Raw genomic sequence first — 19,505 nt, 5'->3', positions numbered from 1 at the left:
CTTTGTTCAGTTTTCAAAGGTCTACTTGTTGCTAACAAACGTTAACAGCTTAATTAGTTTATCAAAGCAACAATATTTTGTCAAGGCTTTATTTAAAATAATTATTTCAACATTTCAACAATATTCTTGCTAATCCGTTGAAGCAGCTGATGTCTCGTTGACAACAGGTAATATCTTACCGTTAATAGTAAACCAATGCAAGTACTTTTTCATATTTTTTTGAAAACTACTAATTTTCTTTTATCTTTTCAATATCCAAGACCTTATCGATCCAGTCACTACTATAGAAATCTTCCTCATGAGTAACTAAAATCATTGATCCATCATAGTTTTTAAGCCCTTTGCGTAAGGCTGCCTTACTTTCGTCATCCAAATGGTTAGTTGGTTCATCCATAAATAGAAAGTTGGTGTTATCAAACATTAGATCAGCAATTTTAACTTTAGTCTGTTCCCCACCGGATAATGATTTCATTGGTGACATGATCTGCTGGTTAGTTAGTCCAGTTCTAGCTAGGACGCGTCTAACCTCCTTACCATCCTTATCGGAATGTTCATCACTAATGTACTGGAAGGGAGTTTCCATGTTATTCTTCCATACTAGATCCTGCTTAAAGTAACCAATCTTAACTGTCTCAGAAAAATCAAAATTACCTTCAATAGGCTCAATAATACCTAGTAATGTTTTGATCAATGTAGACTTACCGATACCATTGAATCCCTTAATAACCATCTTCTCACCACTAACGATTGAGAAGTTTAAGGCTTTATCAAAGAGAGCTTTTCCCTCATAACCAACCTTTAAATCATTAACTTCCAATAGCATACGTGAACTTGGTACTTCAACATATGGGAAGCCAAAACTAGCAGCTGTCTTGCTCCCTGGGGGTGTTAGGACTTCCATATGTGATAATTGTTTCTCTCTACTCTTGGCACTCTTAGATCTAGAACCAGCCTTAAACTTTCTAATATAGGCTTTAGTCTTAGAAATTTGGCCTTGTTGTTTAACATAAGCCTTCATATAGGTCTCTTGATTAGCAGCTTTTTGCTTCAGAGCTTGCTTTAAGGCACCCGTATATTTAGTAATCTTGCCAAATTCAAAATCGGCTACACAATTAATAATGCGGTCTAGGAAGGTGTAATCATGGGAAATAACAATGAAGGCACCTTCAAAGTTATTCAAATAATCGGCTAACCAATCAATATGATTAGTATCCAAGTAGTTAGTTGGTTCATCTAGGAGAATCATGTCAGGTTGTTCTAGCAAAATTTTAGCTAGGATAATCTTTGATCTTTGACCCCCACTAAGTTTGGAAACGTCGTGGTCATATCCAATTGCATCGAGCCCTAGCCCAGTTGCAACTTGTTGAATCTTAGTATCCAATTCATAGAAATCATTGGCATCCAAGATTTCTTGAAGCTTTCCAGCCTTTTCAAGGTCTTCATCTGAAGGATTATTCATGTAAATCTCGTTTAACTTATCACTTGTTTCATATAAGTTTGAAAATGCTGTTTTAAGATACTCATAAATTGTCAATCCGGGAGCTAATTTAGCCTGTTGATCCAAATATCCAACTGTTAAATGCTTCTTCCATGAGATTTTACCCTCATCCGGTTCAATTTGACCAGTTAGAATCTTAATAAAGGTTGATTTACCAACCCCATTTTGACCGATTATTCCTAAATGATCTTCCTTATTGACCTGTAGTTCTGCGTCATCATACAATTTTTTATCCAAAAATTGTTGTGTTAATCCGTGTACTTCTAAAACACTCATATTTATCTCCTTTTATACATAAGAAAAGACTGAAACAAGTTCGTCCCAGTCTTTATTATTCAAATTCTTATTCAGACGTTTGATTTCTGGTAAAGATTGTATAGATTTGATTGGAATCTCCCGATTTAAATGAGAAACCTCTATCTTCATTCAATGTATTCAATCTTGTTTCTTCATTATCCAATTCTTCTTCAGACAAGCCCAATTGTTTCCGAAGTTTGTTTGAGGCACGTTGCAACTCTTTAGTTGGAACTACTTCATAAGATGAACCATCGATCATCGAACCATATCCCTGGACATGATCAGAATCAATATTCTTGGCAGCACCACGGTAATTAAAGAAGACCGACTGCATATCGCCAAAACTCAGGTTAGTTGTCATCGAACTAGAGATACTATCCAAGACTTTTTGGTAATGAGTAAAGGTCTTAGCGCTAGCTGCACTCTTAATGATGGCTGTGATAACCTGTCTTTGACGCAATTGGCGACCATAATCACCCTTTGGATCTTCATAACGCATTCTTGAATAATCCAAAGCTTGTTGACCATTCAAGTGCATTTTACCTTTAGTGAATTTAGATGGTGTTGTTCCAGTATCCCCATAAGAGAAACTAAATGGCACATCAACGTTAACTCCACCAACAGCATTAACAATTTGTTTCAATGAATTAAAATCAACTTTTACATAATAATCAATTGGTATATTCAAGAATTTCTCCGTTGTTGCAACAGAACTCTCTTCATTACCGATATTATATGCTGAATTAATTTTTTGAATCTTTCTCGTGTTATTGGTACTGCTCTTCCAGATCTGAGTCATAGAATCACGCGGTACAGACACCATCGTCGTCTTATTAGTCTTGGGATTGACTGTTACAACAATCATTGTATCTGAATTACCCCGATAATCCTTCTCCATATCTCTGACACCATCATCAGTTGTATCAACACCTAATAAGAGAATTGAAATGGGTTTCTTATTGTTGATTCTGGTCGAAACCTTTTTACCATCCAAAGCCTTATAAGTTTTGCCTAACGAATTCTGTGCTTGAGCATACAATCTAAATCCATATGCACCAGTCACAAAGATCATCACCAAGAATACTAAACCAATGATTTTAAGAAATGGACGCTTGATCTTACCACCATTGTTAGAGGCCAAGGCACTGTTACGTGATCTTTGTCGGCGCTCTCTAGACATATTGTTTTTATTGTTGTTATCCATAAATAAACTCCAATTAATTTGCTATCTACGTTTTAAAACAAATCTCTCTATATTATATAGTAGATAGAATGCAATTATACAGCTTAATACTAACGATTTAAAATTTTCTTTTATAAACTACATTCTTAAATTATAAATTTTTGAGACAATCTGTCAATTTTATCAAAGAAAATTTACATAAATATAACATCGGATATATTAAAAAAACTATCTCATTATTTAGAAGTTTTAATTATATATTTCATGTATAATCACTTTCGTAGGAGGATTTGAATATGTCAGATGCAAACAATGCGAAGACATTCAGATGGTGGAATATTGCTTTATTAGGGTTTACTACTGTTTGGGGTCTAAACAACGTTATTAATAACTTTGCCAACCAAGGTTTAGCTGTTGTAACATCATGGATTTTAATTATGGTTCTATACTTTGTTCCTTACACTTTAATGGTAGGACAATTAGGATCAGCTTTTCAAGAGGCCGGTGGGGGTGTAAGTTCCTGGGTTAAGATGCTTTCCAATAACAAACTAGCCTATTTTGCGGCTTGGACTTATTGGGTAGTTCACGTTCCATATTTAGCTCAAAAACCACAGGTCATTATGATCAGTCTTAGTTGGTTATTTAAGGGGAACGGTTCTTTCATTAAAACTGCTTCACCACTTGTTGTTCAGGGTGCTAGTTTGGTAATCTTTTTAGCTTTCGTTTGGTTAGCTAGTAAAGGTACAAAACTTTTAAATAATTTAGGTAGTATTGCTGGTATCGCAATGTTTACTATGTCAATGCTGTTTATTATCTTAGGAGTTAGCGCTCCATTTATCACTCATGTGCAAATTGCTACACCAAACATGACCGATATTCACACATATATACCGAAATTTGATTTTCAATATTTCACAACAATTTCAATGTTAGTCTTTGCTGTTGGTGGTTCCGAAAAGATCTCACCCTATGTTAATAAGACTAAAAATGCTTCAAAGGAATTTCCACTAGGTATGATTATCTTAGCCGTAATGGTAGCTGTTTCAGCCATTTTAGGGTCATTCGCTATTGGTATGATTGTTAATTCTAACCATATACCAGCCGATTTGATGGCTAATGGTGCTTATCAAGCTTTCCAATTCCTTGGTAACAGTTTCCATGTTGGTAATTTCTTCGTTTGGGCTTTTGCAATTACTAATACAATCGCTTCGGCTGCTGCTCTTGCCATTTCAATTGATGCTCCATTACGTATGCTTTTGGGCGATGCTGATAAAAAGTACATCCCTAAGGCACTTTCAAAGAAGAACAAACGTGGTGTTGCCATCAATGGTTACAAAATGACTGCTGCATTGGTCTCAGTTTTGATTGTGGTACCTGCTCTTGGTATCAATGGAATGAATGACCTCTATAACTGGTTATTGAATCTTAATTCAATCGTTATGCCAATGCGTTACCTCTGGGTATTCTTCGCATATATGCTATTAACGAAACACTTAGATGAATTTAAATCAGATTATATGTTTGTTAAAAACCGTTATGTTGGTTTTGGTTTTGGACTCTGGACTTTCTTCTTAACAGCCTTCGCATGTATCATGGGAATGGTTCCTAAGATGGATATGGCCAAAGATCCTTCATCATGGTGGTTCCAATTAGCTCTTAACATTATCACACCATTAGCTCTACTTGCTCTTGGTTTGATCTTGCCAGCTATTGCCAAACGTACTAATGATCCTGAATTAGATTAATTTTAAACTTACCTACTGCACAGGCAAGAATCGAGCAAATATTAATATAAAATGCCCCCAATTTCGCATTGCGAATTGGGGGCATTTTGCTATTAAATAGAAAAAATCATATTTGTTTCCGTCTTTATTCTGTCAATTTAAGATTAAAACAGCTATATCAAAAGCTAATTTCTAAGTTTAATTATTATCGGTTGAACTTGATGAATTACTTCCATTGGATGAGTTCGATGAATTATCAGAGTTAGTATCAGAGCCGGAATTTGTTCCAGAACTAGAATTGGAACCTGAATTAGAAGAACTAGAATTTGAACTCGAACTTGTTCCAGAGCTTGAATTAGAGCTATTCGAACTAGCTGTGCTAGATCCAGAACTGGAATTGCTTCCACTCGAACCGGTACTGCTATTAGAACTAGAACCACTCCCAGTAGCAATCTTCACATCAGGTACATTTCCACCATAACTTCTAATTTCATTCATGATGTCGACCAACTTTTGTTTTTGATCGGCTTTATCAGAATCATTATTCTTATAGGCATCCTTAACCTTCTGTAACTGTGAATTGTATTGTGGCATCAATTTATCAACCATTGACTGACGTTTTTGTGCCCGTTGAGTTTCAATGGCCTCTTTTTCAGCCTCATACTTAGCTACTTTCTTATTATCCTTCGCAGCCTGGAACATCGCCTGACTCATATTGAGATCCTTTTGTAATTGTAAAATCTGACGGTTAAAACGTGCTTTGGCACTTTGACGCTTCACATTTGCATTCAAATAACGTATCTTCTGCAACTCACTAAGTTTTTTATCGTATTGCGATTCTTTAGTAATCGGTGATTCATTATACTTATCAATTGCCTTTTGAACCTTATCTTCTCGTCTAAACTCTTCTTTCTTAGTCAAATGATAGATAATTCGGTAATCAAGATTATAAAGTCGATTAGTGTTCTTATTTTCTTGAGTAGTATTGTACTTCGAGAAATCAGTATCGATAATATCTTGGATACTTGGTTTGTTATTGCTAGTATTAACAGACAAATTACTACCGCTAACAGTCACCGTACTTGGTTTTTTGAAGTCCTTTTCCTTTTGCTTCATTTGGCCGACCATATACTCACCTTCAGCTTTGAAAGCTTGCATTGATAAAGTCTGCTCATTAGCCGTCAAACTACCTTCTTTTTTATCATCACCGGTCCAATTGGCAATCGTAAAATCAGGTGTCATCCCAACAAAATAAGCATCATAGTTATCATCGGTCGATCCAGTTTTACCAGCAGTGTACTTATAGTTATCTAAAGCTGCGGCTTTTCCTAAACCATCACTAATAACTGATTGCATAGTATTGATCATCATATAACTGGCGTTTTTGGTATAAACGTCTTTTTTCATATGAGTATTCTGATAAATATAACGATCGTTATCATTATCATAAATACTTGTCAGATTGCTGGGATGAATAAATTTCCCTCCACGTGAAAACGAACTATACGCTGAAGCCATTTCCGTCGTTGTTGCTCCATAGGTAAAGGAACCAATCGCTAAACGAGGATCGTCTCTTTGTGTATAATCAAGGCGCGCAAATTCCATTTTAACCAAATCATCATAGTATGTATGTTTGGTATCCTGAGCGGCCAATTTATAAGCCACTGTATTAATTGAGTTTTCCAAAGCATGACGAACCGTTGTACTACCTGTATAGCCGCTGTACCAGTTATGAATGATGGGATTACCAACTGCCGAATCAATCACACTACTTTGTGGTAAATATCCACGTTCAAAAGCAGGTGCATAGGCAACAATTGGCTTAGCTGTTGAACCTGGTTGGTGATAACCATTGATGGTTCGGTTGACTTGATCGTCCTGAGTTGTCCGCCCACCAATTACCGCAATCACATCGCCAGTTTTATTATCAATAACCGTACTTGACACCTGAGGTGTTAACTTGCCATTTTCAGTTCGACTTGTATAAGACTTGTACGTATTATTAACTAATTCTTCGATCTTATTTTGGACATCCATATCAATAGTGGTATGGATTGTATAACCACCGTCCATCAACTCACCATGAGCACGTTCAAACTCCTGTTGATAATGGGTATTGTAACTTTGACGCTCAGCATCACTTGTAAAATCATATTTCATCGTAAAGCCAGATGACTTCATCAATTCCTCAGTTGCATTATAAATGGCATAACTGAGAGCATAGTTATTAGAAACATCGTTATCATATTTCTTTTCGTTGATTTTCAAACCAAGTGGTCGCTCCCGAGCAGCCAAATATGTCCGTTTGGAAATTAAACCACGTTGATGAAAGATATATAAAATCATATTTCTTCGTTTTACTGCTCGTGCTGGATTAGCTACAGGATCATAGTAGGTAGGGTTATTAGGCAGTCCCACTAGCATTGCTAATTTATCGATTGACAGATCCTTTTGATTTTGAGAAAAGAAATAGTCCGCCGCCGCACTGAAACCATAGGAACCATGACCCATATAAACATTGTTGATATAAAATTCAAGAATTTGATGTTTAGTAAATTTTTTCTCTAACTGTTGGGCAATCACCATTTCCTTGAGTTTCCGATTCATATTCTGTGATTGATCTTGCAGAATAACGTTCTTAACCAGTTGTTGAGTCAAAGTTGATCCACCTTCGGTACGTCGATGCATTAATTTGGAGCCAATAGAACGTAAAATTCCATACATATCGACACCGTGATGAATGTAAAAACGTTGATCTTCAACTGCCACTAATCCCTTACTTATTTGAGGATTGATATTATCAAAAGTTGTATAATCTGAACTCGATTGGGCCAACTTCTTAATTTCTTTGCCATTACGATCATAAACCACGGTTGAGTTTCGGGGATGAAAGTCTGATTTCTTCAAACCCTCACTGTATGAATAGCCATCAGCTACTGTATTTTTAATATCATAACCATACTTCCACCAAAAAGCTCCTACGCTAAGGACGATTAATAAGACTAGGGTCAACAAGACCCAGGGCCATTTTTTTCTTTTTTTAATTAACTTATGTTCCAATTTTTTCTTACGCATATTAGCCCCTAATTAACATAGAATGTTATTCCGGAAGAGATTTGTGACATCAAATTAGACAAGTCTGACGAACTAATTTGCATACCATTGTTATAACTAGTTCCGCCTGCATAGATAAAGCCAAGGCTTGAACCATCATTAAAGTAAATTGATCTAGTTAAAGCTGAATTATTTTTAAACCAGAAAACTGGCGTTGCTGAATTAAAATTAGCCGTTGAATTATCTGGGCTAGAAACATTTAAGGAACTGAGTTCACTAGTACTGGCGTTGGAAACATATTGTCCAAAGTTACTATTACTACTGTCAGTAATAATAGCATCTGAACTCCCTGCATTAACGATCTTCTTAATCGTGTACTTACCGGAACTTACTTGTGAACTGCTGACACTGATATAACCATCTTCGGCGACATAACTACCACCACTTCTAGTCATCAGAGCCAAATTGTTTTTACTAGAATCATAGTAAAGTACATATTTACCTGTAACACCTGCTTGACTGAGTACATCTGAGGTATCACCCGAGAAATTTAAACTTGAAACAATATCAACATTTGCGGGTGTATATTTTTGTGTTAATGGCGAATTGCGCAGAGTTGCTAATTCTTCTTTAACTGCAGCGACCCGCGAGCTTTCCCCTTTGTTATTGGCAAAATATTGGTCCATTTTAGAAACAGCTTCACTCCACCGTTTTTTAACCGTTTTATTTTTAATCAATTTATAATAGGTATTAACCATTGAAATCTTTTTAAAACTCAAACTAGCATTATCATCATTAAACCCGTTCCAAGTTTTATCCAAATATTTATCCGCATCTTGAGTCTGCTCATACCATATTTGAATCGTATCCAACTGATTACGTTGTTTCTGATACACATCCTGATTTTTTTCTTTCAGCAGTGTCTTATCAAGCTCATTGATCTTATCACTGGTAACGTCGTCTCGATAATTATTCTTGCCATCATAAAGTTCACTGACCCCTTTGGTCCGATTCTTCCGGGCCTGAATATAATCTTCCAATTGTCGATATTTTTTAACATTACTTGAAGTGATCACATAACCATCACTTACTTTGATAACACCACCAATAAAATCGAGTGATTTGTAGTTCAAATCTGTCTTAAGAACTTCCAATTCCTTATCTTGATACTGACTAGATATTTTCGAAGTTACGACTGCATTGACAACACCACGGGAAAGCATCAGAAAAAAGATGATGGCGGTGATTATTCCGACAACACCTGCACCTAATAACAAATAGTGCTCTGATTTCGTACTACTCTTTAAATCTTTCTTATCTTTCATTATTTTCCCCAAATATCTAGTTCATCTTGTTATTATATATAGTAAATTATCCTGCAAATAAAGGGTGGAAATTTTGAAAAAATTAAACAAAAAATATATTAAATGGATCGTCATTCTACTCTTATTAATAATGATTATTCTCGCCTATGCTTTTAATCTAGGAAAAATTAAAGATAAAACTATCAATGGGATTTCCCAAATCACGATTCCTTTTTCTTTAATTGTTAATCCCAAAAATATTGATGAAGATATTGCTCCTAAAGCCGTCGACATCAATGATGGCGATATGACTAAAGAAAAGCAGCAAGCTATCAATTTGGTTAGTACGATTAATGATGACTATGATAATACGAAGGAACTGTCCTTTTTGTCCAATGACCAAGAGAAATCTTTACTGAATAAGGTCAACAAAGAACCACATCGTTATATCGCCAAAATGACCCTACTTAATTTCGGAAAAGATATCCATGGCAAGTACATCACGGTTAGTTGTAATCGTTACGATGATACCAAAACTATCGTTAGTTATCGCTATCGTCTCTATTACAAGGGAGACTCAATCCGCTCAGCTAAATATCTCAATACCAAGTCGAATAAGTATCCACCTCGATTTGTCATTGATGGAATTGTCATGGGTAATGCAGGTAACGACCAAGCAAAGGCTTTTATGCAACGTTTAAAAACCGCTATTATCAATTCTAATTTGACCGCTACCAATGCCAATCTCCCCGGAAACTTTAACCAAATTTCAATTAACCTGGGGCTTAACCCTGACAAGAGTAATATCGGTCTTTACAATTTAGCTAAAAACTCAAATTCTCGAGTCAGTAATTCTAGTATCATCGGTTATCAGATATCGGACGTGCCACGTTATACCCGAGTTTATGTTAAACAATTGAGTAAAGATAATACCTATTACTACACTTTAACTTATAGTCGTAACAGTGGTCGATTTATTAACTTTCAAAAAGGTATCGTCGCTACAGATAATAAGAATTAACAGTATTTTTACTATAAAAAGAGTCCTGAAATTTAATTTTCAGGACTCTTTTCGTTGTTAAATTTAATTTTTGCTTTTATTATTTACCAAAATATCATCAATAATATTCTGCAATGACTCTTGGGCCATACTCTCTTCAGCATCAGCTTGGATTTTTTGATAAACCTTAGTCAATGTCTGTTGAATATTGCCACCAACAATACATTGAGGATTAGTTTTTTCATCAACATGTAATAAGTTTTGATTGTCTTCCATTGCTTGATAAACGTCCAATAGACTAATTTCACTTGCTGGACGGCTTAATCCTGGTGCGACAACTCCTGGTTGACTGACCAATAACCCAGCTTTCTTTAAACGTGACATCATTCGTCTGACTAAACTAGGATTTGATTCAATACTACTAGCAATGGCAGCGCTAGAAAGATCGCCGTCTTTACAAATATCAACATAGGCTAAGATATGCACGCCATCACTTAATTTATTGGAAAATTTCATAGTCTAACCTCCTCCTAATGAACATCATCTATTATAGCAAATGGTGGCAATTACTCGGCAATCTTTTGAATAGCCTGTGAAAGGTCTGTTAATTGGTGTCCTAAGACATCTGGTAGATCAGATGTTTCTTCACTAAGTTGACCTTGGCGAATCAAATCCTGAATACCTACTATAATACCAACAGTTGCTTCATCCATGCCGGCGGCCTCTAAGGCTTTACCATAATCAGCTTCACTTAATGATACTTCTTTAAAATCGTCCTTAATTGCCGTAGCTAAATCATGATAAGTTCTACTATTACCGGCAAATTCGTAAACATCTTTCGGATCAGTAGTTGCTAAAACTTTCGCAGCTGCTTCTGAATATTCACTTTCCAAAGCCCAGCCAGCTTTACCCTCACCTGCTGCATAAACAAAGTCTTGACCATTAACGGCGGCCCTTAAAGATGCTGCTTCATTTTCAAGATACCAATTATTTCGTAAGAATGAGTGCTTCAAATCGGATTCAATAATGAATTTCTCAGTTGCTTTGTGATCTGATGCCAATGGAGCTGTGGCAATATCAGCATGTGGAAAACTTGTATAAGCAATATATTCTATGCCAGCATTCTTAGCTGCTGTGACTAGATTCTCATGTTGTGTCAAGCGAGCTACTGGACCACCTGGTTGTGATGAAACGAATAATAACTTATCCACACCTTTTAGTGATTCTGTCAATTGTTCAACATTGGTATAATCTCCAGAACGGACTGTAACACCCGTTGGCACCATCTTTTCAGCCTTAGCAGTATTACGTGCCAATCCGGTCACATCAGTTGCCGGTACCAATTTAACTAATTCTTTAAGTGCATTACTACCAAAATGTCCTGTTATACCTGTTACCGCATATTTTGTCATTATAAATATCCCTCTTTCAATTAGATGTTACTTTATTATTAACTTGTTACAAATATAATAACACCATTTATTTTAAAAACAAGTATTTAGTTTAGAGACAAAAAAAGCCACTAAGGATTTTTCCCTAGTGGCTGTAAATTTCTTATTTAATTGTGTTCTAAGCTTTCCAAACATCATTAACTTCAATAGTTTGTTCTCTATCAGGACCAACTGAAACTGTAGCATATTCAACGCCAAGTTGTGCCTTGATAAAGTCCAAGTAATCTCTAGCTTGTTGTGGAAGGTCATTCAAGCTCTTAGCTTGAGTCATATCTTCATTCCAACCAGCAAAAGTTTTGTAAACTGGTTTACATTTAGCTAATACATTCAAGTTAGCTGGATATTCATCGATGATCTTACCGTTCAAATCATAGCCTGTGCAGACTTTGATTTCTTTAAGACCAGTTAGAACATCTAAACAGTTAAGTGACAAGTGAGTAACACCTGAGACGTTACATGAATGTTTTAGTACAACTAGATCTAACCAACCAACACGACGAGGACGGTGAGTAACTGTTCCATATTCATGACCAGCCTCACGTAAGAAGTCACCAATATCGTTTAATTGCTCAGTTGGGAATGGACCAGCACCAACACGGGATGTATAAGCTTTAACAACTCCGATAACGTGGTCGATCAATGGAGCACCAACACCGGCACCAGTTGTTACACCACCAGCAGGATTTGATGAAGTTACATAAGGATAAGTACCATGGTCAATATCGAGCATGATTCCTTGAGCACCTTCAAATAGAACATTTTTACCATTCTTTAATTCACGGTTCAAATATGCAGATGTATCAATAACACGGTTCTTTAAGTCTTGACCCAATTGATAGTATTTTTCAAAAATATCATCAAAGTTCATTGGTTCAACACCGTAGATCTTGGTAAATAATTCATTCTTTTGCTTAAGGTTTTCTGTCAAAAGTTCTTTGAACAAATCTTTATCAAGAATATCAGCCATTCTGATACCAACACGTGAAGCTTTGTCAGTATAAGCTGGTCCAATACCACGGTTAGTTGTACCAACTTTAGCATCACCTTTAGCGGCTTCTTGAAGTTTATCTAATTCGATATGGTATGGAAGAATCAACTGTGCACGGTTAGAAATCTTCAAGTTAGTTGTATCAACGCCTTGATCATGCAAACGTCCCAATTCTTCTTGAAGAGATTCGAGGTTTAAAACAACCCCATTACCAATAACACTAGTTTTATCTGAATACAAAATTCCTGATGGGACTGATCTCAATTTGTAAACGTGATTATCAATGTTTAGAGTGTGTCCAGCATTATCTCCACCTTGGTAACGTGCAATAATGTTAGCTTCACCACTGAAATAATCGGTAATCTTACCTTTACCTTCATCGCCCCATTGGGTACCTACTACAACAACTGTTGTCATATTTCTTCTACACCTACACTATTTAATTTTCTGGAATATTCGCTATCGATGAAAACTTATTATAAGATTTCACGAACAATAACTTGGCCGTCCCACGAGGACCTGAACGGTTTTTACTGATGATGACTTCTACCTCACCAACATCCTGATCTTCTGGCTCTCCTTGGTCGTTGTTATCGCCATCACCATCTTCATCACGATAATAATCATCACGATAAAGGAAAGCTACGATATCCGCATCCTGTTCAATTGAACCAGATTCACGGATATCTGACAACATTGGTCGTTTATCTTGACGTGCCTCAACACCACGGGAAAGCTGTGATAACGCGATTATCGGACAATGAAGTTCTTTCGCTAATTTTTTCAAATTACGAGAAATAACTGAAACTTCTTGTTGTCTATTTTCTTGACCAGTACCTTCGATCAATTGAAGATAATCGATGATAACTAGATCCAAATGTCCGCTCTCTTTTAATAGACGACGACATTTTGATCTGATTTCAGCCATTTTAATACCAGGGGTATCGTCGATATAGACGTTTGTTCTAGACAAGCTACCCATGGCAACGACTAAACTATTCCACTGATTCTCATCTAACTTACCAGTTCTAAGTGAATTGGCATCAATACTACCTTCTGAACAAAGCATCCGGTTAACCAATGATTCAGCACCCATTTCCAAAGAGAAAATGGCTACGGTCGCATTAGATTTAGTCGCAGCGTTCTGAGCTAAGTTCAAAGCAAAGGCAGTTTTACCAACACCAGGACGAGCAGCCAAAATAACTAATTCATCTTTGTGCAAACCAGTCGTCATATCATCAAGATCTTTGTAGCCAGTTGAAAGCCCAGTAACATCACTATCCTGATCATAAAGTTTATCGATTTCTTCAAAAGACGACTTAACAACATCAGATATCCGTCTGAATCCCTTATGATTTCGGTTTTCAGAGACATCCATAATCTCTTTCTCAGACATATCGATAATGCTATCAACATCATCATCTTCTTCAAAACTCCGTGTTACGATCCCAGTTGCAGCATTGATCAAACGTCTCAAAGTTGACTTATTCTTAACAATTTTAGCGTAATAAGTGGTATTAGCAGCCGTTGGAACAGCACTAGCCAATTCGGCTAAATAACTAACTCCACCAATATCTTCAATTTGATTAGCTCGATCAAGTTCATTTTGAACTGTCACGACATCAACTGGTTCTTCTTCATCGTTCAAATTCATCATTGCTTGGAAAACTAATTGATTGGCATGTTGATAAAAATCATCAGCATCAACGTATTCCATTGCTTCAATTAAAGCATCTTGACTAAGAAAAACCGCTCCTAATACGGCTTGCTCAGCATCCTTATCATTGGGCGGTATTCTTGAAGTTATATCGTTATTCATTTATATCCTACTTCTTTTCAGCAACGTGGACCCGAATGGTAGCCTCTACACCTTCGAATAACTTAACAGGAACGTTAATATATCCAAGTGCTTTAACACCATCAGAAAGCACCATTTTATGCTTATCGACTTTGATTTCATATTGCTTGTTAAGTTCTTCAGCAATCTTTTTAGTAGTAACTGAACCGAAAAGACGACCGTCAGTTCCAGCTTTAGCAGAAATTTCAACAACTGTTTTGTCATCTTCAATTTCTGTCTTTAAAACCTTAGCTTCTTCTTTTTCAGCTTCATAATCTTTAGCTTCACGATTTTGTTCAGCGTTAAGCTTAGCAATATTAGCTTTAGTTGCCTCAATAGCTTGCTTATTCTTAATTAAAAAGTTTTGAGCAAATCCGGCAGCAACGTTCTTAACCTCACCTTTTTTACCTTTACCTCTTACATCTTCTAGGAAAATAACTTTCATAATCTAATGATCCTCCTCTTAGCTCTTCTTATTAGAATCCGTCAAAACACCAACTAATTGATTTTTGACATCCTCAACCGTTGAATCAGAAATTTGAGTTGCAGCGTCAGACAAATGTCCACCACCACCAAGTTTCTCCATAATGACTTGAACATTAACATTCCCCAAACTACGTGCCGAAATTCCCACACGACCATCTGGACGTTTGCTAATAACAAATGATGCTTCAACATTATCTAATGATAACAATGTATCGGCTGCTTGAGCAACAATAACTGGATCGTATGTCTTATCTTCTTCACCAAAACAAACGGCCATGTCGCTGTGAACCATAGTAATCGTTTCAATCAAATGACTCTTTTGAATAAATGAATCAATATTTTCTTTCAAGACATTTTGGATAACCGCCTCGTCAGCACCTACTGAACGTAAATAACTAGCTGCATCAAAGGTTCTTGTACCAGTTCTAAGTGAGAATGACTTCGTATCGACTGTAATACCGGCTAATAAAGCCGTAGCTTCGATCTTCTCGATAGCCTTCTTGTTCTTAGGTTGATACTCTAACATTTCTGTGATCAATTCACTAGTAGACGATGCATATGGCTCAATATAAATCAGCATTGGATTTTCTGGGAATTCCTCGCCACGTCTATGGTGATCAATCACAACCACTTTATTATTATCACCCTTAAATAAATCAGGATTGATAGAAATACTTTGTTTTGAATGATCAACCATCACAATTAAAGTTCTCGGTGTCTTGATTGCTTCAGATACTTCGGGTGAAATAATATCCTTTTTAATATCTGGATCTTCATCGATCATACCCAACAAACGACTAACATCAGAATGTAAAGTACTAGGATTGATCACGATCTTACATGGAGTATTATTCATCATAGCAATACGTCTAATACCTAAAGATGATCCTAGAACATCCATATCAGGATGTGAATGGCCCATAACGATTACTTGATCACTATCTTTCAATAATTCCTGGAGAGCCTCACTGATCATTCTGGCACGAACCCGAGTCCGCTTCTCCATCGGATCAGTATTACCGCCGTAGAAACGAGCTTTTTCACCAATTTCTTTAACGACAACTTGATCACCACCACGACCTAACGCCAAGTTAAGGTTTTTCTGTGCTTCATCATTTAACTTATGCAAGTCATCAATTCCGTAAGAAAAGCCCATACTCAAAGTCAACGGAACATTTTGTTGGGAAGTATATTCACGAATGACATCCAAAATTTTAAAGCCATTCTTTTCCATATCAAAAATTCGTCCCGTATAAGCCATGATGAAGAAATGATCATCATCAGTTCGCTTCAAGAACATTTGTTGCTCTGAAGCCCAATTGGACAATTCATTGGTTATATAATTGTCCAAATTAGAAATATCTCGATCACTCATTGATTGAGTAATTTCGGCATAATTGTCCAAATATACTTGTCCAATGACCGAACGATTATCTTCATACCTTTTTTCAATTTTAGAATAATGTGTAATGTCCAATAGATAGATAACCTTTAATTCTGTTTGTACTTGAACTAAGTAATATTTATTATCTATTTGAATTGTTTGGTTACCAGCATGTTTTTCATCATCAATTAAACTAGAAAGTTCAGATGAGATGTCTCCGACATTCATACTATTAGATGGATTAAATCCCGTTTCTTCAACAAAATAAGGATTTACCCATTGGATATGTTTCTCAGTATCATACAAAAGTATTCCTAATGGATACTCAACGAAACTGTTGTCCGTTCCCCGATCAATTCGATATTGTAAATTATTAGTATATTTCCCGGCTTTCTCGCCCAATAGCAAGAATAGATATACAAATAAAATCAATGAAATTATTATTAGTATTGCTTGAATGTATCCGGCTACGGAGCCATGAATCAAGCCTACTATCAATATCGATAATAACATTACAATCAAAGAGACCGCCGTTAGTTGAGTTGAATGATCAACTCGTGAAAGGAAGAATTTCAGATTTGATTTTATCTTTTTCATATTAGTCCCCTCTTAGATATACCCCTTAATTTTATCACAGCCGACTTCTTCTTTCTTCATATATATAATATTGAAATTTTCAGAAAAAGGAACTTTTGACAGCGGTAACAAAAATATAACTCTAACGATTAAAAAACACCAATATTATTCACTTAGAATTGAATTAAAAATCAGAATCAAAAACCTAGAACAAAAATATACCCACATCAACTGTCCTAAAAGTAGTCTAACCAGTTGATGTGGATATTTAAATCTTTAGAATTAGATGGTTGGTACAAAAATTTTATTTTCAGTAATTTTTTAATCGATTAAACATCATTTTGTACTACCTTAATATTGCCTTTTTCATAAAAATACATTACTGGACAAAAAATTATCATAAAGATAAATGATCCAATCATCGTTTTTAAATCCATTATTTTTGAAAAGAAATTAGCCCCTTCTAAGGTAAATAGTGTTCCCAAAATCCAATATAGAATAAAGATAATTGGAGCAATTCTTAGCCATTTATGCTTTAATCGTTTTTCCACAATCCTTTTATCATCAGCTACTACTTCCTGCGTAGTTACTCCTCTTTTTTTCAAAACTATTGTTGTAAATCCACCCATTATTAGCAAAATCGCAATAAATTGAATCATCGTGACTAGATACAGAAGGGTTTCAAAATCAGTAATTGTAACTAGGGATGTGTACAAATATAAACTACCGTTAAATACCAGTTCAAAAATAAACGTTATAATCAATGCTTTAACTGATACTTCTCCTATTTCAGCTTTTACATGTTCATCAATCGTTCCAGGTACGCCAAAAAACCATTTTATGATTCGATCACTCATTTTCATCTTTTTTCCTCCAGAATAACGTATTTAAATCCGTTTCTAAACTCCAAGCAATCTTCAAACAAAGATCTAGGGATGGATTATACTTATTATTTTCAATTAAATTGATTGTCTGTCGTGCAACACCTACCTGATTAGCCAGTGCCATTTGTGATAATTTTTTTTTGCGACGATACTCACAGACTTGATTCATGATTGATCTATCATCCCTTTAATGTCATATATATATTACACATTAACTTTAATTCTATTCGTATTTAATGTCAAATATATATGACATTTTAAACGTTTTTAGAAAGCGGTACCATTCATAAGCATTTTTAATATTAAAACATATGGAAAAGCTGTTTCTTACTTTAACCTATCTAAATGGGCATACTAAAAATATCCGTTTCAACTGACCCATAATACTCAGTCAAAACAGATATTTAATATTTCCTAGTATCCGAATAATGCACTCTAAACGGCAAAGCCATTTAGAGTGCATAAAAAAAAGACCACCTGAATGTGATCTTTTTAAATTACAAAATTAGTCTTCTGCAACGAATGGTAATAGAGCCATGATTCTTGAACGCTTGATAGCAATAGTTAGCTTACGTTGGTTCTTAGCACTTGTACCTGTAACACGTCTAGGAAGGATCTTACCACGTTCTGAGATAAATCTCTTTAGTAGTTCTGTATCCTTGTAGTCGATGTATTCGATATGATTAGCAGCGATGAAGTCAACTTTACGTCTTCTACGTCCGCCTCTTCTTTGTTGGGCCATTATATTAATTGCTCCCTTCTATATTAAAATGGTAAATCATCATCAGATATGTCAATCGGTTTACTGTTATCAGCAAAAGGATCTGTCATATTGTTGTTAGAATTGTTAGATTGATTGTTGTTATTATTATTGTTGTTACTGTTAGAACTAGTACTTGAACTGTTATTACTGTTGTTGTAATTACTACTGTTACCACTACCAGCATTGCTGCTGTTATTGTAACTGTTGTTATTACTATTATTGTTTCCGTAAGAAGACGGACTTGATTGGTTTGAATTATTATAGCTAGGTGCTTGATTAGAGTTGTTACTACCTTCAGAACCTCTTCTTTCACTTTCAGCACGAGATTCAAGCAGTGAGAAATTCTCAACAACTACATCTGTTCTGTAGACTCTTTGACCTTGTTGGTTATCATATGAACTTGTCTGAATACGTCCATCGATTCCTACAAGAGAACCTTTTTTAGTGAAATTAGCAAAGTTCTCGGCAGCTTTTCTCCAAATAGTACAACCGATAAAATCGGCATCACGATCTCCTTGAGAATTAGTGAATTGTCTGTTTACAGCAACTGTAAAACTGGCAACCGCTGCTCCGTTAGAAGTATATCTCAATTCAGGATCACGTGTCAGGCGTCCAACTAGAACTACTCGATTAATCATTTATCTGCCTCCTTAAATTGTTTCACGTGAAACAAAACTAGTTTTCGCGTCTAATGATCATGTGACGAAGAATGTTATCGTCGATCTTTGAAAGACGGTCAAATTCGTTAATTGCATCATCGTTATCAGATTCAGCATTTACAATATGGTAAATACCTTCTTTGTAATTAGCGATTTCATATGCTAAACGTTTCTTTTCCCAGTCTTTTGAGTCGATTACTTTGGCGCCGTTGTCAGTAAGAATCTTATCGTAACGATCGATCAATACCTTCTTTGCGTCTTCTTCCATATCAGGTTTAATGATATATGTGATTTCGTAATGTGCTTCAGCCATGGACTGTACACCTCCTTATGGTCTAATGGTTCCAATTGAGGAACAAGGAGCATAAATTAACTACATTTTTATACTCACGGCTTATTAGTTTATCATAATTTCCT

The 19,505-nt window shown here is 35.7% G+C and carries 17 protein-coding genes; 2 read left to right on the top strand and 15 right to left on the bottom strand.

Annotation, left to right across the window (positions count from 1 at the left end; genetic code table 11):
* Positions 1 to 229: 229 nt before the first annotated feature.
* Together IV57_RS09225 and IV57_RS09220 are read right to left on the bottom strand one after the other, a co-directional pair.
* Positions 230 to 1,774, bottom strand: a complete 1,545-nt coding sequence (locus IV57_RS09225) for an ABC-F family ATP-binding cassette domain-containing protein (protein WP_057881238.1) — start codon at positions 1,772 to 1,774, stop codon at positions 230 to 232.
* Positions 1,775 to 1,841: 67 nt separating this feature from the next.
* Positions 1,842 to 2,999 carry an LCP family glycopolymer transferase gene (locus IV57_RS09220; RefSeq protein WP_057881237.1) on the bottom strand — a complete coding sequence of 386 codons (1,158 nt, stop codon included), beginning with the start codon at positions 2,997 to 2,999 and terminating at the stop codon, positions 1,842 to 1,844.
* A 275-nt stretch (positions 3,000 to 3,274) separates the two neighbouring features.
* Between IV57_RS09220 and IV57_RS09215 the strand changes: the two genes are divergently transcribed.
* On the top strand, positions 3,275 to 4,723 hold the full coding sequence (locus IV57_RS09215) for an APC family permease (protein WP_057881236.1): 1,449 nt from the start codon (positions 3,275 to 3,277) through the stop codon (positions 4,721 to 4,723).
* 177 nt (positions 4,724 to 4,900) lie between these two features.
* Here the strand turns inward: IV57_RS09215 and IV57_RS09210 are convergent, their stop codons facing one another.
* Both IV57_RS09210 and IV57_RS09205 read right to left on the bottom strand, forming a co-directional pair.
* Entirely contained in the window at positions 4,901 to 7,777 is a 2,877-nt protein-coding gene (locus IV57_RS09210) for a transglycosylase domain-containing protein (RefSeq protein WP_236704354.1), read from the bottom strand.
* A gap of 8 nt (positions 7,778 to 7,785) precedes the next feature.
* Positions 7,786 to 9,081, bottom strand: a complete 1,296-nt coding sequence (locus tag IV57_RS09205; protein WP_057881235.1) for a hypothetical protein — start codon at positions 9,079 to 9,081, stop codon at positions 7,786 to 7,788.
* Between the two features lie 73 nt (positions 9,082 to 9,154).
* Here IV57_RS09205 and IV57_RS09200 point away from each other — a divergent pair, with 73 nt between their 5' ends.
* The gene (locus IV57_RS09200) at positions 9,155 to 10,081 is read left to right on the top strand and encodes a hypothetical protein (protein ID WP_057881234.1); all 927 of its coding nucleotides are present in this window, start codon (positions 9,155 to 9,157) and stop codon (positions 10,079 to 10,081) included.
* A gap of 63 nt (positions 10,082 to 10,144) precedes the next feature.
* Here IV57_RS09200 and IV57_RS09195 read toward each other — a convergent pair whose 3' ends face one another.
* The 11 genes from IV57_RS09195 to rpsF form a co-directional block, all read right to left on the bottom strand.
* Positions 10,145 to 10,576 carry an Rrf2 family transcriptional regulator gene (locus tag IV57_RS09195; protein ID WP_057881233.1) on the bottom strand — a complete coding sequence of 144 codons (432 nt, stop codon included), beginning with the start codon at positions 10,574 to 10,576 and terminating at the stop codon, positions 10,145 to 10,147.
* Positions 10,577 to 10,626: 50 nt separating this feature from the next.
* Positions 10,627 to 11,472: an NAD(P)H-binding protein gene (locus tag IV57_RS09190; protein WP_057881232.1), complete on the bottom strand. Its 846-nt coding sequence runs from the start codon at positions 11,470 to 11,472 to the stop codon at positions 10,627 to 10,629.
* Positions 11,473 to 11,629: 157 nt separating this feature from the next.
* The gene (locus IV57_RS09185; protein WP_057881231.1) at positions 11,630 to 12,916 is read right to left on the bottom strand and encodes an adenylosuccinate synthase; all 1,287 of its coding nucleotides are present in this window, start codon (positions 12,914 to 12,916) and stop codon (positions 11,630 to 11,632) included.
* A gap of 22 nt (positions 12,917 to 12,938) precedes the next feature.
* Positions 12,939 to 14,318: a replicative DNA helicase gene (gene dnaB / locus IV57_RS09180; RefSeq protein WP_057881230.1), complete on the bottom strand. Its 1,380-nt coding sequence runs from the start codon at positions 14,316 to 14,318 to the stop codon at positions 12,939 to 12,941.
* Positions 14,319 to 14,325: 7 nt separating this feature from the next.
* Positions 14,326 to 14,781 (bottom strand): 50S ribosomal protein L9, encoded by a 456-nt coding sequence (rplI, locus tag IV57_RS09175; RefSeq protein ID WP_057881229.1) that lies wholly within the window; start codon positions 14,779 to 14,781, stop codon positions 14,326 to 14,328.
* An 18-nt stretch (positions 14,782 to 14,799) separates the two neighbouring features.
* The gene (locus IV57_RS09170) at positions 14,800 to 16,803 is read right to left on the bottom strand and encodes a DHH family phosphoesterase (protein ID WP_057881228.1); all 2,004 of its coding nucleotides are present in this window, start codon (positions 16,801 to 16,803) and stop codon (positions 14,800 to 14,802) included.
* Positions 16,804 to 17,111: 308 nt separating this feature from the next.
* Positions 17,112 to 17,645, bottom strand: coding sequence for a DUF3278 domain-containing protein (locus IV57_RS09165; RefSeq protein WP_057881227.1), 534 nt, complete (start codon positions 17,643 to 17,645; stop codon positions 17,112 to 17,114).
* Positions 17,632 to 17,835 (bottom strand): helix-turn-helix transcriptional regulator, encoded by a 204-nt coding sequence (locus IV57_RS09160; RefSeq protein WP_057881226.1) that lies wholly within the window; start codon positions 17,833 to 17,835, stop codon positions 17,632 to 17,634. Before IV57_RS09160 ends, IV57_RS09165 begins: the two co-directional genes overlap by 14 nt.
* 336 nt (positions 17,836 to 18,171) lie before the next feature.
* On the bottom strand, positions 18,172 to 18,408 hold the full coding sequence (gene rpsR, locus IV57_RS09155; RefSeq protein WP_057881225.1) for a 30S ribosomal protein S18: 237 nt from the start codon (positions 18,406 to 18,408) through the stop codon (positions 18,172 to 18,174).
* 23 nt (positions 18,409 to 18,431) lie between these two features.
* Positions 18,432 to 19,067 (bottom strand): single-stranded DNA-binding protein, encoded by a 636-nt coding sequence (gene ssb, locus IV57_RS09150; RefSeq protein ID WP_057881224.1) that lies wholly within the window; start codon positions 19,065 to 19,067, stop codon positions 18,432 to 18,434.
* A 37-nt stretch (positions 19,068 to 19,104) separates the two neighbouring features.
* Positions 19,105 to 19,401 (bottom strand): 30S ribosomal protein S6, encoded by a 297-nt coding sequence (rpsF, locus tag IV57_RS09145; RefSeq protein ID WP_057881223.1) that lies wholly within the window; start codon positions 19,399 to 19,401, stop codon positions 19,105 to 19,107.
* Positions 19,402 to 19,505: the final 104 nt, after the last annotated feature.

The organism is Companilactobacillus kimchiensis (assembly GCF_001438805.1).
Taxonomy (GTDB): Bacteria; Bacillota; Bacilli; order Lactobacillales; family Lactobacillaceae; genus Companilactobacillus; species Companilactobacillus kimchiensis.
This window is presented reverse-complemented; position numbering and strand designations above follow the sequence as displayed.

Excerpts from the sequence above, each read along its gene's own strand:
- IV57_RS09225 (WP_057881238.1), bottom strand. The coding sequence starts at position 1,774 with ATGAGTGTTTTAGAAGTACACGGATTAACACAACAATTTTTGGATAAA.
- IV57_RS09220 (WP_057881237.1), bottom strand. The coding sequence starts at position 2,999 with ATGGATAACAACAATAAAAACAATATGTCTAGAGAGCGCCGACAAAGA.
- IV57_RS09215 (WP_057881236.1), top strand. The coding sequence starts at position 3,275 with ATGTCAGATGCAAACAATGCGAAGACATTCAGATGGTGGAATATTGCT.
- IV57_RS09210 (WP_236704354.1), bottom strand. The coding sequence starts at position 7,777 with ATGCGTAAGAAAAAATTGGAACATAAGTTAATTAAAAAAAGAAAAAAA.
- IV57_RS09205 (WP_057881235.1), bottom strand. The coding sequence starts at position 9,081 with ATGAAAGATAAGAAAGATTTAAAGAGTAGTACGAAATCAGAGCACTAT.
- IV57_RS09195 (WP_057881233.1), bottom strand. The coding sequence starts at position 10,576 with ATGAAATTTTCCAATAAATTAAGTGATGGCGTGCATATCTTAGCCTAT.
- IV57_RS09190 (WP_057881232.1), bottom strand. The coding sequence starts at position 11,472 with ATGACAAAATATGCGGTAACAGGTATAACAGGACATTTTGGTAGTAAT.
- IV57_RS09185 (WP_057881231.1), bottom strand. The coding sequence starts at position 12,916 with ATGACAACAGTTGTTGTAGTAGGTACCCAATGGGGCGATGAAGGTAAA.
- dnaB (WP_057881230.1), bottom strand. The coding sequence starts at position 14,318 with ATGAATAACGATATAACTTCAAGAATACCGCCCAATGATAAGGATGCT.
- rplI (WP_057881229.1), bottom strand. The coding sequence starts at position 14,781 with ATGAAAGTTATTTTCCTAGAAGATGTAAGAGGTAAAGGTAAAAAAGGT.
- IV57_RS09170 (WP_057881228.1), bottom strand. The coding sequence starts at position 16,803 with ATGAAAAAGATAAAATCAAATCTGAAATTCTTCCTTTCACGAGTTGAT.
- IV57_RS09165 (WP_057881227.1), bottom strand. The coding sequence starts at position 17,645 with ATGAAAATGAGTGATCGAATCATAAAATGGTTTTTTGGCGTACCTGGA.
- IV57_RS09160 (WP_057881226.1), bottom strand. The coding sequence starts at position 17,835 with ATGAATCAAGTCTGTGAGTATCGTCGCAAAAAAAAATTATCACAAATG.
- rpsR (WP_057881225.1), bottom strand. The coding sequence starts at position 18,408 with ATGGCCCAACAAAGAAGAGGCGGACGTAGAAGACGTAAAGTTGACTTC.
- ssb (WP_057881224.1), bottom strand. The coding sequence starts at position 19,067 with ATGATTAATCGAGTAGTTCTAGTTGGACGCCTGACACGTGATCCTGAA.
- rpsF (WP_057881223.1), bottom strand. The coding sequence starts at position 19,401 with ATGGCTGAAGCACATTACGAAATCACATATATCATTAAACCTGATATG.